The organism is Oleiharenicola sp. Vm1, from assembly GCF_047777955.1.
Classification (GTDB): Bacteria; Verrucomicrobiota; Verrucomicrobiia; order Opitutales; family Opitutaceae; genus Didemnitutus.
Genome location: NZ_CP180537.1, coordinates 2480332 through 2495691, shown reverse-complemented (window position 1 = coordinate 2495691; position 15360 = coordinate 2480332). Strand labels below are relative to the sequence as shown.

Annotated in this window: 17 protein-coding genes and 1 pseudogene; 16 read left to right on the top strand and 2 right to left on the bottom strand. The window is 66.4% G+C overall.

Annotation, left to right across the window (positions count from 1 at the left end):
* Positions 1–45: 45 nt before the first annotated feature.
* A complete protein-coding gene (locus tag ACMYLB_RS12355) occupies positions 46–798 on the bottom strand; it encodes a site-2 protease family protein (protein WP_415907307.1) in 753 nt (250 codons plus the stop codon).
* A gap of 102 nt (positions 799–900) precedes the next feature.
* Here ACMYLB_RS12355 and ACMYLB_RS12350 point away from each other — a divergent pair, with 102 nt between their 5' ends.
* On the top strand, positions 901–2322 hold the full coding sequence (locus ACMYLB_RS12350) for a sigma-54-dependent transcriptional regulator (RefSeq protein ID WP_415907306.1): 1422 nt from the start codon (positions 901–903) through the stop codon (positions 2320–2322).
* Between the two features lie 83 nt (positions 2323–2405).
* Here ACMYLB_RS12350 and galE read toward each other — a convergent pair.
* Positions 2406–3400 (bottom strand): annotated as a pseudogene (gene galE, locus ACMYLB_RS12345) (UDP-glucose 4-epimerase GalE).
* A gap of 75 nt (positions 3401–3475) precedes the next feature.
* Here galE and ACMYLB_RS12340 point away from each other — a divergent pair.
* From ACMYLB_RS12340 to ACMYLB_RS12270, 15 genes are all read left to right on the top strand, one after another.
* Entirely contained in the window at positions 3476–4714 is a 1239-nt protein-coding gene (locus ACMYLB_RS12340; RefSeq protein WP_415907305.1) for a beta-ketoacyl-[acyl-carrier-protein] synthase family protein, read from the top strand.
* A gap of 17 nt (positions 4715–4731) precedes the next feature.
* On the top strand, positions 4732–4986 hold the full coding sequence (locus ACMYLB_RS12335; RefSeq protein ID WP_415907304.1) for an acyl carrier protein: 255 nt from the start codon (positions 4732–4734) through the stop codon (positions 4984–4986).
* A gap of 67 nt (positions 4987–5053) precedes the next feature.
* Positions 5054–6484 (top strand): phytoene desaturase family protein, encoded by a 1431-nt coding sequence (locus tag ACMYLB_RS12330; protein ID WP_415907303.1) that lies wholly within the window; start codon positions 5054–5056, stop codon positions 6482–6484.
* A gap of 48 nt (positions 6485–6532) precedes the next feature.
* Positions 6533–7972 carry a phytoene desaturase family protein gene (locus ACMYLB_RS12325; RefSeq protein WP_415907302.1) on the top strand — a complete coding sequence of 480 codons (1440 nt, stop codon included), beginning with the start codon at positions 6533–6535 and terminating at the stop codon, positions 7970–7972.
* A gap of 7 nt (positions 7973–7979) precedes the next feature.
* On the top strand, positions 7980–8432 hold the full coding sequence (locus ACMYLB_RS12320; RefSeq protein ID WP_415907301.1) for a 3-hydroxyacyl-ACP dehydratase FabZ family protein: 453 nt from the start codon (positions 7980–7982) through the stop codon (positions 8430–8432).
* The gene (locus ACMYLB_RS12315; RefSeq protein ID WP_415907300.1) at positions 8429–9241 is read left to right on the top strand and encodes an enoyl-ACP reductase; all 813 of its coding nucleotides are present in this window, start codon (positions 8429–8431) and stop codon (positions 9239–9241) included. Before ACMYLB_RS12320 ends, ACMYLB_RS12315 begins: the two co-directional genes overlap by 4 nt.
* A 3-nt stretch (positions 9242–9244) precedes the next feature.
* Positions 9245–10282: a 3-oxoacyl-ACP synthase III gene (locus ACMYLB_RS12310; protein ID WP_415907299.1), complete on the top strand. Its 1038-nt coding sequence runs from the start codon at positions 9245–9247 to the stop codon at positions 10280–10282.
* Complete coding sequence (locus ACMYLB_RS12305) at positions 10276–11184, top strand: alpha/beta fold hydrolase (protein ID WP_415907298.1); 909 nt, start codon at positions 10276–10278, stop codon at positions 11182–11184. The genes ACMYLB_RS12310 and ACMYLB_RS12305 overlap by 7 nt, the downstream gene beginning before the upstream one ends.
* A gap of 118 nt (positions 11185–11302) precedes the next feature.
* Positions 11303–11773 carry an adenylyl-sulfate kinase gene (locus tag ACMYLB_RS12300; protein ID WP_415907297.1) on the top strand — a complete coding sequence of 157 codons (471 nt, stop codon included), beginning with the start codon at positions 11303–11305 and terminating at the stop codon, positions 11771–11773.
* 201 nt (positions 11774–11974) lie between these two features.
* The gene (locus ACMYLB_RS12295) at positions 11975–12376 is read left to right on the top strand and encodes a hypothetical protein (protein ID WP_415907296.1); all 402 of its coding nucleotides are present in this window, start codon (positions 11975–11977) and stop codon (positions 12374–12376) included.
* Entirely contained in the window at positions 12373–12711 is a 339-nt protein-coding gene (locus ACMYLB_RS12290; protein WP_415907295.1) for a hypothetical protein, read from the top strand. The genes ACMYLB_RS12295 and ACMYLB_RS12290 overlap by 4 nt, the downstream gene beginning before the upstream one ends.
* Entirely contained in the window at positions 12708–14648 is a 1941-nt protein-coding gene (locus ACMYLB_RS12285) for a hypothetical protein (RefSeq protein ID WP_415907294.1), read from the top strand. The genes ACMYLB_RS12290 and ACMYLB_RS12285 overlap by 4 nt, the downstream gene beginning before the upstream one ends.
* Entirely contained in the window at positions 14645–14956 is a 312-nt protein-coding gene (locus ACMYLB_RS12280; RefSeq protein WP_415907293.1) for a hypothetical protein, read from the top strand. Before ACMYLB_RS12285 ends, ACMYLB_RS12280 begins: the two co-directional genes overlap by 4 nt.
* A gap of 9 nt (positions 14957–14965) precedes the next feature.
* Entirely contained in the window at positions 14966–15160 is a 195-nt protein-coding gene (locus ACMYLB_RS12275) for a hypothetical protein (RefSeq protein ID WP_415907292.1), read from the top strand.
* Complete coding sequence (locus ACMYLB_RS12270) at positions 15157–15354, top strand: hypothetical protein (RefSeq protein ID WP_415907291.1); 198 nt, start codon at positions 15157–15159, stop codon at positions 15352–15354. The genes ACMYLB_RS12275 and ACMYLB_RS12270 overlap by 4 nt, the downstream gene beginning before the upstream one ends.
* Positions 15355–15360: the final 6 nt, after the last annotated feature.

The window sequence follows — 15360 nt, the reverse complement described above, 5'->3', positions numbered from 1 at the left end:
GTTTTGGCGGGCGAATGCAAGGCCTTTTTGGAAATCACCCTCAACTTAGTTTGGGCCGTGCAAAATCAGGGGCGGCGGAGGCGGGGAGGGGTCTTCGGGATTCGACGGCGCCGCGGCTGGCGCGGCCGCCGCGCGCCGGGCCCAGTCCGCCCAGTAGGCCGCCTCGCGCTCGCGACGGAGCAGGGCCCGATACTCGGCGTCGCCGGCGAAGAAGATGAAGACGAACAGCACGGTGAGCAGCGGGCTGTGCAGGTAGAAACCCGCCAGCAGCGCGAAGAGGCCGGCCAGCACCTTGCCCACCATCGCGGCCCAATAGGTGGCGCGCAGGTAGTCGAGTTTCATCGCCAGCAGCGCGCGGAGAATGCGGCCACCGTCCATCGGGAACACCGGCAGCAGGTTGAAGGTGCCCATCACGGCGTTCGCCGCGGCGAGCTGGATCATGAGGTCGCGGCTGCCGTAGGCCGGCACGCCCTGCTCGGACCACAGGTCGTGCCACACCAGCGGGAGCAGCACGGCGGCGAGGACGAAGTTCACCGCCGGTCCGGCAACGGTGATGAGCAGCTCCGCGGACGGTTTGCGCGGGATGCGGTCGAACTCCGCCATGCCGCCGATCGGCATCAGCAGGATGCGGGGCACTTGCACGCCGTAGCGACGCGCGGTGAGCGAATGGCCCAGTTCGTGCAGCACGACGCAGCCGAAGAACAATGTCACCAGCAGCAAACTCCAGCCCGCTCCGGTCGCTCCGGCCTGCATCCACCCGTCCCAGCCGTAGTAGGCGAGCAGCAACAGAAAGCTCACGTGGATCGCGAGCTGTATGCCAAAGACGCGGAACAGATTAATTGACCAGCCTAGCATCGGCCCTAAGTAGAACCATCGCCCTCGAAAGCGCTAACACATTCCATGTCCACCGACACTCCGGCACCCACCATCCTCGTCATCGATGACGACACCGAGGTGCGCTACTCGCTCAACCGAGTGCTCAGTTCGCAACGCTACCGCGTGCAGGAGGCCGCGAGCGGCGAGGAGGGCGTGGCTGCGGTGAAGAAACAGGCGCCGGACGTCGTGCTGCTCGACAACCGCATGACCGGCATGACCGGCCTCGAGACGCTGCAGCACATCCGCGCTGCGAGTCCCCGCCAGCTGGTGATCTTCATGACCGCCTACGGCACCGCGCAGACCGCGATCGAGGCGATGAAGTTCGGCGCCTACGACTACGTGGTGAAGCCGTTCGATCCCCCGAAGCTGATCGCGCTGGTCGAGAGCGCGCTGCGGACCCAGGCCGACAGCAAGTCCGCCAGCGCCTACCAGCCGGTGGTCAACTCCGACGAGCACAAGGAGGGCATCGTCGGCACTTCGCCCGCGATGCAGGAGGTTTTCAAGGCCATCGGGCAGTTCGCCGCTTCCGACGCCTCCGTGATGATCACGGGCGAGTCCGGCACGGGCAAGGAGCTCGTCGCTCGCGCCATCCACCGCCACAGCCACCGCTCCTCGAAGGCCTTCGTCGCCGTCAACTGCGCGGCGATCCCGGAGAACCTGATCGAGAGCGAGCTCTTCGGCCACGAGCGCGGCTCGTTCACCGGCGCGACCGCGCAGCGCCTCGGCAAATTCGAACAGTGCGACGGAGGCACGATCTTCCTCGACGAGATCGGCGACATGACGCCGACCACGCAGACGAAAATCCTGCGCGTGCTCCAGGAGGGCGAGATCCAGCGCGTCGGCGGCGTGGAAACGATCAAGGTCAACGTCCGCGTCGTCGCCGCCACGAACAAGAACCTCGAGGCGCTGGTGACGGAGAAGAAATTCCGCGAGGACCTCTACTACCGCCTGAACGTCGTCCGCGTGAAGCTGCCGCCGCTGCGCGCCCGCGTCGAGGACATCCCCCAGATCGTCGACTTCTTCCTCCAGGGCCTGGTGAAGGGCAAGAAGGCCAAGGTCCGCAAGGTTTCCCCGGAGGCGCTGGCGCTGCTCTGCCGCTATCGCTGGCCGGGCAACGTCCGCGAGCTCGAGAACGTCGTCTACCGCAGCGCCGTCGCCGCGACGGGCGACGCCATACTGCCGCGCGACCTGCCCGACGAGGTCCGGCAGGCGGGCGAGAAGGACGAGACGCACGCCGAGTCGTCCGGCTCGAATCCGCCGACGCCCCCGCCGGCCACGGGCGCCACTGACAGCGGCGAGTCGATCGAGGAGCTGGCCGCGCGCCTGCTGGCGGCGGTTGCCGCCGCGCACCCCGGCCACGAGCGCGAGACGCTCACCGCGCTCCTCGGCGACAAGCTGGGGGCGACCGATGCCGCCGCGCCCCGGAAGACGCGCGCGAGGAAATAGGCGGCGCCACCGGGCTCCGCCGAGGTTTCGCCGTAGATACGAACCGCGCCGAGTGCGCCCGCCGAATCCGGCGGCGACTCGCGTTATTTGCGATCGCCGTAGCCGTGCGGCCGCGCCTTGTGCCAGCGCCACGCCGTCTCGATGATCGGCTCGATCGCCTGGTATTTCGGCGTCCAGCCGAGCTCCGTCCGCGCCTTGGTCGCATCGGCGTAGAGCGCCGGCGGATCGCCCGCGCGGCGCGGGGCGTAGGTCACGGGCACCTGGAGGCCGCTGACTTTTTCGACGGCCCGGATGACTTCGAGCACGGAGGTCGGCTGGCCGGTGCCGAGGTTGTAGAAGAACTGCGCGCCGGGGGTGCCGAGCCGGTCGAACACCGCGATGTGGGCGCGGCTGAGGTCGTCGACGTGGACGTAGTCGCGCAGGCAGGTGCCGTCGGGCGTCGGGTAATCCGTGCCGAAAACCTGCAGGGCAGGGCGGAGCCCTGCGCGGCGCCGATGGCGACGGGGATGAGATGCGTCTCGGGGTCGTGGTCCTCGCCGATCGCGCCGTCCTCGGCGGCGCCGGCGGCGTTGAAGTAGCGGAAGGCGGCGAAGCTCAGGCCGTGGGAGCGGGCGAGGGCCTTGAGGAGGTTCTCGAGATCGAGCTTGGTCTGGCCGTAGGGATTGATCGGCGCCTGCGGGAGATCCTCGGTCATCGGCATCTTCTGCGGGATGCCGTAGGTGGCGCAGGTGGAGGAGAAGACGAATTTCTTCACGTCGCGCTTGAGCATGGTCTCCAGCAGCGTGAGCGGGGCGGCGACGTTGTTGCGGTAGTATTTGATCGGGTCGGTGACCGACTCGCCGACGTAGCAGAACGCCGCGAAGTGCATCACCAGGTCGATCGCGTGCGCGCTGAACACGCGGTCGATCGCGGCGGCATCGCCGAGGTCCACGTCGTAAAACGGCACGCCGGGCGCGACCGCGGCGCGGTGGCCGTAGACGAGGTTGTCGACGACGACGGGTTGATGGCCGGCAGCAACGAGCTGCCGCACGCAATGGCTTCCGATGTAACCGGCTCCGCCGGCGACGAGCACTTTCATGGGGAGGAGGCAGACTTCTATTGGGGTTGCTTTCGGGGTGGCTAGGCAATTCCGTGTCCAGCTCTCCGTCCGCCCATGAAGCAAACCCGCATCGTCATCACCGGCATCGGCCTCACCGCGCCGAACGGCAACACGCTGGCCGAGTTTCGCCGCAATCTCCTCCACGGCGTCTCCGGCATCAAGACCGTCGAAGTGCGCTACATGGGGCAATGGCCGGCGGGCATGTGCTCCTTCGATCCGCTGAAATACCAGAAGAAGAAGGACGTCCGCATCGGCACGCGCGCCGGCAGCATCAGCGTTTACTGCGCCCGCGAGGCGCTGGCCGACGCCGGCGTGAACCTCGACACGCGCGACAAGAGCCGGGTGGGCATCTACGTCGGCATCACCGAGCACGGCAACGTCGAGACCGAGAACGAGGTCTTCAACATCTCGCAGTTCAAATACGACACCAAGTTCTGGACGCATCACCACAACCCCCGCACGGTCGCCAATAACCCGGCCGGCGAGGTGTCGCTCAACCTCGGCATCACCGGTCCCGCCTACACGATCGGCGCCGCCTGCGCCGCGGGCAACATGGGCCTGATCCACGCCGCGCAGATGCTGCGGCTCGGCGAGGTCGACTTCGCCATCGCCGGCGGCGTCAGCGAGAGCCCGCAGACCTTCGGCATCTTCGCCGGTTTCAAAAGCCAGAACGCCCTCGCCACGCACGCCGACCCCACGAAGGCCAGCCGGCCTTTCGACAAGGCCCGCAACGGCATCGTCATCTCCGAGGGCGGCTGCCTCTACACCATCGAACGCCTCGAGGACGCCCAGGCGCGCGGCGCCAAGATCTACGGCGAGATCGCCGGCTACTGCGTCAATTCCGATGCCACCGACTACGTCCTTCCCAATCCCGAGCGCCAGGCCGAGTGCGTCCGCAAGGCCCTCGCCAACGCCGGCATGACCGTCGACGACATCGACATCGTCAACACCCACGCGACCTCGACCCCGCAGGGCGACATCCAGGAATGCCAGGCCATCGCCGCCGTCTTCAAGGACCGCAAGGAGCCGCCCGCGATCAACAACACCAAGAGCTTCATCGGGCACGCCATGGGCGCGGCGGGCGCCCTTGAGTTGGCGGGCAACATCCCCAGCTTCGACGACCTCGTCGTTCACCCCACGATAAACGTGGATGAACTTGACCCCCAGTGCGATATCCCGGGTCTCGTCCTCAACCAGCCGCGCACGGTTAAACGGGTTGACGCCATCCTGAATAATTCCTTCGGTATGCTCGGAATTAATTCCACCCTGATCATCAAGCGCTTTACTGCCTGACCTCACCTCCGCACACCATGACGAAAGACGACTGCAAGAAGCTGGTTATCGACATCATCTCCGACATCGCGCCCGACGAGGACCTCTCGAGCATCAAGCCGGACGTCCGCCTGCGCGACCAACTGCAGCTCGATTCCATGGACTTCCTCGACATCGTCATGGAGCTCCGCAAGCGCCACGGCATCGAGGTCCCCGAAGCCGACTACATGCAGCTCGCCTCGCTCGACAGCTGCGCCGACTACCTGACCCCGAAGTTCCAGGCCAAGGCCTAAGTCTTCAGCGCTTGATTTCTTTGCCGGGCGGGGTCTCCGAACCCCGCCTTTTTGCTGAACTGAAACCGTGAACGCCGCCTCGCACTACGACGCCGTCATCATCGGCGCCGGCATGTCCGGCCTCGCTGCCGGCATCCGCCTCGCGCATTTCGGCAAGAAGGTCTGCATCTTCGAGCGCCACAACGCGCCGGGCGGCCTGAACAGCTTCTACAGCATCGCCGGCCGCAAGTTCGACGTCGGCCTGCACGCGATGACCAACTTCGTGCCGCCGGGCGTCAAGGGCACGCCGCTCACGAAACTCCTGCGCCAGCTCCGCATCGACCGCGACGAGTTCGCGCTCTGCCCGCAGAAGCAGTCTAAGATCGCCTTCCGGGACTGCGCACTGAAGTTCACCAACGACTTTGCGGTGCTCGACGCGCAGGTGCGCGAGAACTTCCCCCACGAGGCCGAAGGGTGGAGCAGCCTCGTGCATCTGGTGCGCACCTACGACGACGTCTCGCTCGACGCGAAGCCGCGGTCCGCCCGCGAGGTCGTCGCGCAACACCTCCGCGACCCGCTGCTCACCGACATGCTCTTCTGTCCCGTGATGTATTACGGCAGCGCGCAGGAGCGGGACATGGAGTTCGGGCAGTTCGTCATCATGTTCAAGGCGCTCTACCTCGAGGGTTTCGCCCGGCCGCTCGACGGCGTGCGCGTGATCATCCGCGTGCTGCTGGAGAAATTCCGCCAGGCCGGCGGTGAGCGGCGGATGAAGTGCGGCGTCGCCCGCATCGTCGAGCGCGAGGGCCGCGCCGCCACGCTCGTCCTGGACGACGGCTCGGAGGTCACCGCCGACCACGTCATCTCCTCGATCGGATTCCCGGAAACCATGCGGCTCTGCGAGCCCGCGCACACCGCGGAGGCCGACGCCAACACCGGCCAGCTGTCCTACGCCGAGACGATCGCCGTCTTCAAGCAGCCGCCGGCGCGCTGGGGCTGGGGCGATGACACGATCATCTTCTTCAACGATTCCGACCGCTTCGCCTACGAGCGCGCGTCCGAGCCGGTCGACCTGCGCAGCGGCGTCATCTGCTTCCCGAACAACTTCGCTTATCCCGACGGCGCCGACCTGCCGGAGGGCCTGGTGCGCGTGACCTGCCTGGCGAACTACGACCGTTGGGCGACGCTGCCGAATGAAACCTACCAGGCGGAGAAACGCCGCTGGTTCGACGCGATCCAGCGCAGCGCCCGCCGCTTCCTGCCGCCGGTCGACGATGCCACGCTCGCCGCCAACCTCGTCACGACGGACATGTTCACGCCGCGCACGGTGAAGAAGTTCACCGGTCACCTCAACGGCGCGATCTACGGCGCGCCGCGCAAGGTCCGCGACGGCCGCACGCACCTCGCGAACCTCTACCTCTGCGGCACCGACCAGGGCTTCCTCGGCATCATCGGCGCCATGCTCAGCGGCATCTCCATGGCCAATTACCACGTGCTGCAGGGAAGCGCCGGCCGGTAAAATCCGCGGTTGCCCTGCCTCGCGCCGCGCTCTTACTTCGGGCGCTTCATGGCCTACGACTGGCTCAAAGGAACCCACGACCACTACGACGTCATCGTCATCGGCAGCGGCCTCGGCGGCCTGACCGGTGCCAACGTGCTGGCCAAGTGCGGCCACAAGGTCCTGCTGCTCGAGCACCATTACCAGCTCGGCGGCCTCGCGACCTGGTTCACCCGCAAGGGCGGGCACATCTTCGACATCTCGCTCCACGGCTTCCCGCACGGGATGATCAAGTCCTGTCGCAAGTATTGGAGCCAGGACATCGCCGACGCCATCGTGCAGCTGAAGGGCGTGCGCTTCATCAACCCGCAGTTCCAGGTCGACACGACCTTCGACCGCGACGACTTCACGCGCCAGCTGATCGAGAAGTTCGGCATCCCCGCCGCGACCGTGGAGAAATTCTTCACCGACCTCCGGGCGATGAATTTCTACGACAACTCGACCGAGACGACCGGCCAGATGTTCGAGCGCTATTTCCCGGGCCGCGACGACGTGAAGCGCCTGCTGATGGAGCCGATCGCCTACGCCAACGGCTCCACGATGGACGATCCCGCGATCACGTTCGGCATCGTGTTCTCCAATTTCATGAGCAAGGGCGTGTTCACCTTCCAAGGCGGCACGGACGTCCTGATCAAGCGCATGGCCGAGGAGCTGAAGAAGAACGGCGTCGAGATCCGCAAGCACGTGCTGGTGGAGAAAATCCTCACCGAGGAAGTCGACGGCCGGAAGCGCGTCTGCGGCGTCGTCGCCAACGGCAAAACGATTCGCTGCGGGGCGGTGCTCTCGAATTCCAACATCAAGAACACGGTCCTGCGCATGGCGGGCGAGGAGAACTTCACCCCGGAGTTCGTCGCCGCCACCAAGGCCGTCCGCGTCAACAGCAGCTCCTGCCAGGTCTACCTCGGCATCAAGAAGGGCGAGACGCTCCCGCACATCGGCGACCTCGTCTTCACCTCCGACGAACCGAAATTCTCGAGCGAGGCGCTGGTCGACCTGCACACGACGAGCCGGACCTTCTCGATGTATTACCCGGACACGCGCCCCGGCAGCGACCGCTACACGGTCGTGGTCTCGATCAACGCGCGCTACCAGGACTGGCAGGGCATGTCCGACGAGGACTACGCCAAGCACAAGGAGCGCCTGATCGAGGAATCCATCACCTCGCTCGAGCGCTTCATCCCCGACATCCGCGGCAAGATCGAGTGGAAGGAAGCCGCCACGCCGCGCACCGTCGAATACTACACGAAGCACTGGCACGGCACGTCCTTCGGCACGAAGTTCGAGGGCCTGAAGATTTCCATGGATCTGCCGACGCAGCTCCCGGGCCTCTACCACGCCGGCTCGGTCGGCATCATCATGTCCGGCTGGCTCGGCACCATCAACTACGGCGTCATCGTCGCCAACCAGATCGACAAGGCCCTCGCCGCCGCCAAGCGCACCGCCGCCTGATTTTCCCGTGAACGAAGTCGAGCAACTCATCCCGCACCGCCCGCCGTTCCTGTTCGTCGACGCCATCGTCTCGCACGACGGCGAGACGCTCGTCGCCCGCCGCACCTGGCGTGCCGAGGAGGATTTCTACAAGGGCCACTATCCCGGCGCGCCGATCACGCCGGGCGTGCTGCTCAGCGAGGCCGTCTTCCAGACCGGCGCCTGCCTCATGGCCAAGCTCATGGCCGGCGCCGCAGGGCAGGGGGGCGGCGTGCCGCTGCTCTCCAAGGTCTCGGACATCCGCTTCCGCCTGCCGGTCTATCCCGGCGACACCGTCACGATCGAGGTGAAGCGCAAGGAGACGGTGGGCGAGTTCCACTTCCTCACCGGCGTGATGAAGAACGCCGAAGGCAAGAAGGTCATGAACGTCGACTTCGCCGTCGCGTGGAAGAAGCCGGAGGGCCAAGTCACCACCACATGACCGATTTCCTCCAGGTTTCCGGCAAGACCTTCCTCGTCCAGGGTGTCGCCAACAAGAAGAGCGTCGCCTGGCTGATCGCCAAGTCACTCGAGGAGCAGGGCGCGCGCGTCGTCTACGCCGTCCGCGCCGAGGCGCGGAAGAAATCCCTCGAGGCGCTGCTGGCGGACCGCCCGGTTTTCGTCTGCGACGTCGAGCAGGAGGGAGCGTGCGACAAACTCGCGGCCGAGGTCGCCGCCGCCGGCCTGACCCCGCTGCACGGCCTCGTGCACTCGATCGCGTTCGCCAACTACAGCGAGGGCTTCAAGACCTTCGCCGAGACCAAGCGCGGGGATTTTCTCCAGGCGACCGCCATCTCGGCCTTCTCGCTCGTGGAACTGACCCGCGCGTTCAAGCCACACCTCGCGAAGGACGCCTCCGTCGTGACCATCGGCATCTCGTCGCTGCTCGTGACGCCCGATAACTACGGCTACATGGGGCCGATCAAGGCTGCGCTCGAGTCCTGCGCGCGCTTCCTTGCGAAGTCGCTCAGCGCCGACACCGCCATCCGCGTCAACGTGCTCGGCAGCGGCCCCCTCAAGACCAGCGCGTCCGCCGGCATTCCCGGTTACCTCGAGAGCTATCTCTACGCCGAGAAAATGACCTTCCGCAAACGCGCGCTCGACACCCAGGAAGTCGCCAACGCCGCGCTCTTCCTCCTCAGCCCGCGCAGCAGCGGCGTGAACGGCACGACACTCGTCGTCGACGCCGGACTCGGTTCGAACTACTTCGACAAGGACATCATCCGCCTCGCCATGCGGCCGGAGAAGTGAGCGATGCGCTTCCGTCACGCCTGCATTGAATCCATCGCGGCTGTCGAGCCGGACGAGATCTGGTCGTCCGCCGACATCGAGACGCGGCTCAAGCCGATGTATGAGCGCCTGCGCCTGCCGGAAGGGCGCCTCGAGCTCATGTCCGGCATCCGCGAGCGCCGCATGTGGGCCGCGGGCACACGCCCGTCCGACGCCAGCGCCGCCGCCGGCCGCAAGCTGCTCGGGCTCTCCCAGATTCCCGCCGCGAAACTCCAGGTGCTGATGCACAGCGCCGTGTGCCGCGACATGCTCGAGCCGGCCACCGCGACCTTCGTCCATCATAAGATGGGCCTCGGCGGGAGCATGCAGGTCTTCGACGTCTCCAACGCCTGCCTCGGCTTCCTCAACGGCCTCGTGCTGCTCGGCTCGATGATCGACGCCGGCCAGGTCCGCGCCGGCATCGTCGTCTCGGGCGAGAACGGCCGTCCGCTGGTCGAGCGCACGATCCAGCATCTGCTCGCGGCCAACCTCGACCGCAACGCCATCAAGCCCTTCTTCGCCAATCTCACCATCGGCTCGGCCGCCGTCGCCGCGGTCGTTTGCCACGAGGACGAGCTGCCCGCCGGCGCCCCGCGCCACCGCCTCGTCGCCGGCGCCGCGCTGGCCGACACCAGCCACAGCGATCTCTGCCAGGGCGACAGCGCGGGCGACGGGCTCGCCATGGAAACCGATTCCGAGCAGCTGCTCATCGCCGGCGTCGACGTCGCGCGCCGCACCTGGAGCGAGTTCAAGCGGGAGAGCGGCTGGAACGCGACGACGCCGGACCGCTTCATCTGCCACCAGGTCGGCAGCGCCCACCGCCGCAAGCTCTACGAGACGCTCGGCCTCGACCTCGCGAAGGATTTCTCGTCGTTCGAGACGCTAGGCAACACCGGCTCCGCCGCGCTGCCCGCGACGCTTGCCCGCGCCGTCGAGCAGGGTGCCGTGCGCGCCGGCCAGAAGGTCGCGCTGCTCGGCATCGGCAGCGGCATCAACAGCCTCATGCTCGCCCTCGAATGGTGAACGGCGCCACCCAACTCCCGGACTGGCTGCGGAAGCTCTATCCGTTCGAGCCGCAACGCTTCGCCACGCCCGCCGGCGAATTGAGCTATCTCGACGAAGGCCCGCGCACCGACGAGGCCGTCGTTATGGTGCACGGCAATCCCACGTGGTCGTTCTTCTACCGCGACGTCGTGCTCGCGCTGCGCGACCGCATGCGCTGCATCGTGCCCGACCACCTCGGCTGCGGACTCTCCGCCAAGCCGCAGCGGTGGGACTACACGCTGCCGAACCACATCGCGAATCTCCGCGCACTGCTCGATTCGCTGTCGCTGCGGAAAATCCACCTCGTGGTCCACGATTGGGGCGGGCCGATCGGCCTTGGCGCCGTGCTGCCGCAGGCGGAGAAACTCGGTCGCGTCGTCATCCTCAACACCGCGGCGTTCGCCGACACGGTTGTCCCGCTGCGGATCCGGCTCTGCCGGGCGCCGCTGCTCGGCGAGCTCATCGTGCGCGGCGGCAACGGCTTTGCCTGGCCGGCGACGTGGATGGCGGTGTCGAAGCCGCTGCCGGCCGACGTGAAGCGCGGTTTCCTTTTCCCCTACGATTCCTGGGCCAACCGCATCGCGACGCATCGCTTCGTCGTCGACATCCCCAGCGGACGCGGCACGCCCTCGGATCGCGCTCTCGCCGAGATCGAGCAATGCCTGCCGTTGCTGCGCCAGCGTCCGGTTGCCATCGTGTGGGGTGGGGACGACTTCTGCTTCAACCGGCACTACTACGCACGCTGGAGCGAACTGCTGCCCGGAGCCGACCAGCACCTCCTTGAAGGCGTCGGCCACTACCTGATCGAGGATGGCGGCTCCGCCGTCGTGCAGCGGATCGTCGCGCACCTCACGAGCGAAAACACGCCCGCCAGGATGTGACCAATCCGGCGGTTCCGGCGTCTTAGCCATCTTCATGGCTGATCGAGCGCCCAACCGTCTTGCGGGATCCGGACACGTTTTCTGGCTCTTCGGCCTTTCCGGCGCCGGGAAATCGACCTTGGCGCAACACCTCGCAGCGGACCTGCGCGCCGCCGGCCGGCCCGTGCTCGAGCTCGATGGCGACCGCTTGCGCGCCGGCCTGTGCCGCGGGCTGGGATTTACGGAAGGGGACCGCGCCGAAAATCTCCGCCGCGCCGCCGAAGTCGCGCGGCTCGGGGTCGACTCCGGTCTGTGCGTCGTGGCGGCGTTCATCACGCCGCTCGCCGCCAATCGCGCGACCGTGGCGGAGATCGTGGGCCCGGACGCGCTCTCGTTCGTCTTTGTGGACGCGCCGCTCGATGTCTGCCGCCAGCGCGACGTGAAGCAGCTCTACGCCGCCGCCGCACGGGGAGAGGTGCAGACGTTCACCGGCGTCAGCGCCCGCTTCGAGCCCGCCGACGATGCAGCGCTGCACCTGCACAGCGCACACGAGAGTGTCTCCGACAGCGCAACCCGGCTATGCACGTTCGCACGGCGCAAGATCGCTTAACGGAGACGGGGTCGGAGCAGGGTTATCGTCCTGATTTATTTGGGACATAATGCTTATTGTGCGATGTGACGCCGGATAAACCGGCACTGAGGAACGACCTACAAAGTCGTGTCCTCCCAAGAAGTTCCTCAAACCCTCGCGAGTAGCGCCAACTCTGCTCACTCCGCTCCGGGGACTAGCTCCCCGTCCCTGGCACAGAATTTGAACCGCGCGCGTCGTCCGCGCCGGCGGAAACTCTCCGTCAAACTCCCTCACCTGTTCACCGATGCGTGGGAGGAAAAATTCGAGGCGTTGATTGCGGAGCGCGCGGCGGACCCGAACGCCTGCCACGCGAATTTCGCACGCTGGTTTGCCCAGCAAATCACGGAAGGCCAGCCGCTCTATTCGATGTCGTTCGAGGCTCTTTTGGCCTCTGTCGCGCGAATCTCCTACAGCGCCGGATTCAGCGATGGACTTCGGCGCTTCGACAAGCCTTCGGAAGAATTGTCGCATAGCGACTGTCCGCCCGCCTGCGTTGAGGAACCGGGCGAAAGTGCGGACCGCCAAACGACCGGCGGCGGCGTCACGACCGCCGCCGCCGGTCAATCGGAGGGCCGCGAGTGAGCGCCGATATGCGCCACGGCTTCGAATGGCTCCAAGCCGAGCTAGAAAGCTCGCGCCTCGAAGTCGTCTTGGTCCCATGCCGCCGCGAAGTGAATTGCGGCGGCTGCATCCGCGTCGCGGCCTCCCGAAACGCGGCTTGGTATCGTCAGCTCTGCAATCGCTACGCGTCGGGCCGATTCCGGCGCAATCGGGCCTTCGATACGCGGATCAAACGGGCGAACATCGCCCGAATCCTCGCGCGCCTCGTGGACGGCAAGCCGTCGCGGTCCCGATACGTGGCTGATCTTGAGCGGTTCGCGGCGCGCGTCGTCGCCCAATCGGAGGCCGTGGCGTGAGCGATTCCGCCGCGCAACTTTCCCTTTCCTCGGCTCCGTCAGTGGAGCTGTCGGCCAACGCGCCGAAGGTCACCGCGCCGGGCGCTCAAAGCGAGCGAGCGCCCGGCGCAATCGACCCGCGTCACCGCCGGTTGTTTATTCCCCCGGCAACGGATGCCGCGCCGATTGAGCGCCCGGATTGGGCGACAGCTTACGGCCCGGTCGGCTCTTTCGCATGGGCCAAGGCCAAAGCGGAAGCCCTTTCGCCGTTGGGCGACGGCCTCACGCCCGAGCAATGGGCCGAATTCGAGCGCCGTTTTCATCGAGGCCATTGGTGGTCCCCCGACTTCATCGGTCCGATTGCACCCCAGCAAGATACGGAGAAACAACAACTGCCGGAAACGGCCAGCGATAACGGCGCATTCGTCGGAATCGACGACGACGGGCGCGTGTATCGACTCGACGACGCCGTTGCCTGCACGCCGATTGACGAAACCCCGACCGTCGCGCGCGTGCTCGAAGCCCGTGAGGCATTCGAGGCCGTTTGCGAGGATGAAACCGGCATCGTTGTCGATTCGGCCCGCAAGCGTCGAAAGGACGCCGAGGAAGCCGCTTTGCTGGCGCAGACGCATCGAATCGCCAAGAAGCTCGAAACGGCCGGAACGCCCGCCTACCTCGCGACGGAATGGACAATCGGCACCGTGGGCGTCCATTCGCTCGAATTAAAGACGCTGCCGAAGTTTCGGCGGAAAACGATCCTGCCCTTTGTCGCCCAGAAGCTCCGGGAGCCGCGCATTCGGTCGCTCGAATACTGGCTCCAATTCGACCCGTGGGCGCGCTTTTGGACGCTCACAGGCGGTCCGCGTGTGCCGCTCCGTGTCGGCGATTTCGCGAAGGGGCGGCCCGCGATTCGGCGCGCGCTGAAACGACTCCACGCCCGGATTAACGATCTAAACGACGCCGATTTCATGCGAGAGCTGGGCGTCCGTATCGTGTGGCGCTCAAGCGAACTCGGGAGCGTCGAAAGGAAACGGCAGAAACGAGACACGCGCGACGGCTCGCGCTACGTCGCACTGCTCGACGAAAACGGCGACGAATCGGGCGGCATCGAACGCGACGCAGACGGCACGCTGTGGTTTCACCCGCACGCGCACTGCCTCGTTCACCTCGAAAAAGGCCGCATCGAATACGGCGCGTGGTGCGCGTTCCTCGAAAAACTCCGCGCGTGGTGGGGCGATTGGATGGATGACGCGGGCGTGATCCGCAACCCGCGCGAGGCCGTCAAATACATCACTAAGCCCGGCGAAATTGAACGACTCTCGCCGGAGGAGCTGGCCGAACTGGACCGCCAACTCTCGCGCCTGCATATGGTGCAACCGCTCGGCAAACTCGCGGAGCAAATCCGCGAAATCGAAGAGGCCGGCGACACGCTGTTGCCCGAGCAGACCGATGACGGTCGCGTGTGGCGTCGCGCGCCCGACGTGAACAAGCGCGGCAAGGCGTCGAAGGAAAAGCAGCGCATTGCCTACGCCGAGCGCGACGCAGAGGGTCGCGTCGTCTTCGTCGGCAAGATGACGGAGACGGAATTCGCGGAAGAGGCGAAGCGGCAGAGCGGCGCGGAGGGCGTTGACGCTTGTTGCGTCGTCGCGCAGGTCGCGCCGGGTGCGGCGTCGAACTGCGTGAAGGAGCCGCGCGTTGTCGTCATGTTCAAACGCTACGACGCCGCGCGCATCGCCGCGCATCCGCTCGTTCAGCGTCTGCGCGAGCGCACGGCAGAGGCTTGGGCCGCAGGATGCAGGCTCGCAGCCGCCGAGCCTATTAGGGTTCACACGGGCACATCAACTGCCGCCGATCCCGAGCCCGCGTCCCCGCCCGGACGGGCTGCGCGTCCGCGCGATCCGCAGTTTGCGGCGCACCTCGCGCGACTCGACGCCCTCGCCGCCCCATCTTCCCGATGAAAACGCCCTTCCCCGCCGTCCTAATCGAAACGCACGCCGAGCCCTATTGGTCCGTCATGGCCCGGCGCTGCGTAGTGCTTGAACTGTTTCCCGCGACGCAAACCGCACGTGTCGGCGTCGGCTCCGCGATCAAAGCGCCGGGCGCGCTGTTGGAAATCGTCGTTCCGTGGTCGCGCCTCGCGAGCACGCGCGAGCGAGCCGTCGAACTGATCTGCGGTGCGGCCGGCAAAGTCATCATCGAAACCCTCTCTCCCGCGCCGGATGAAAAATCCGCCGTCAACCAAACGCTGGCTGGGGCCGGCGCGTGAGTCTTTCCCATGAAAAAACGAACGAGAAACTATTCGCCCGGCCTTCGCCGATACATGGTCAAAGCGCCGCACGCTCACAAGCTGCTCTCGACGGAACTGTTCACCTATCCCGAGGCAGAGCGCGCCGCCGCACGGCTCGGCGGCATCGTAACCAACCGATCCTTCGCGCAGTCGCGCGGGATGCTTGCGGAGGCCGCGCGATGAACGAACGCGAGAAATTCCAAAAACGGGCTGAGGCGTGCCGCGATCTCGCGAACCGCGCGATTGCGCACGCTCTCACGCTCGCCGATGTCGGCGACGGCGACGGCTCCGCCGAATTGCTCGCGTTCGCGGACAAGTGCCGCGCCGCCGAAATCCACGCCGCCGATAAGGCCGGCATCGCGGAGGGTGCGGCATGACATCGG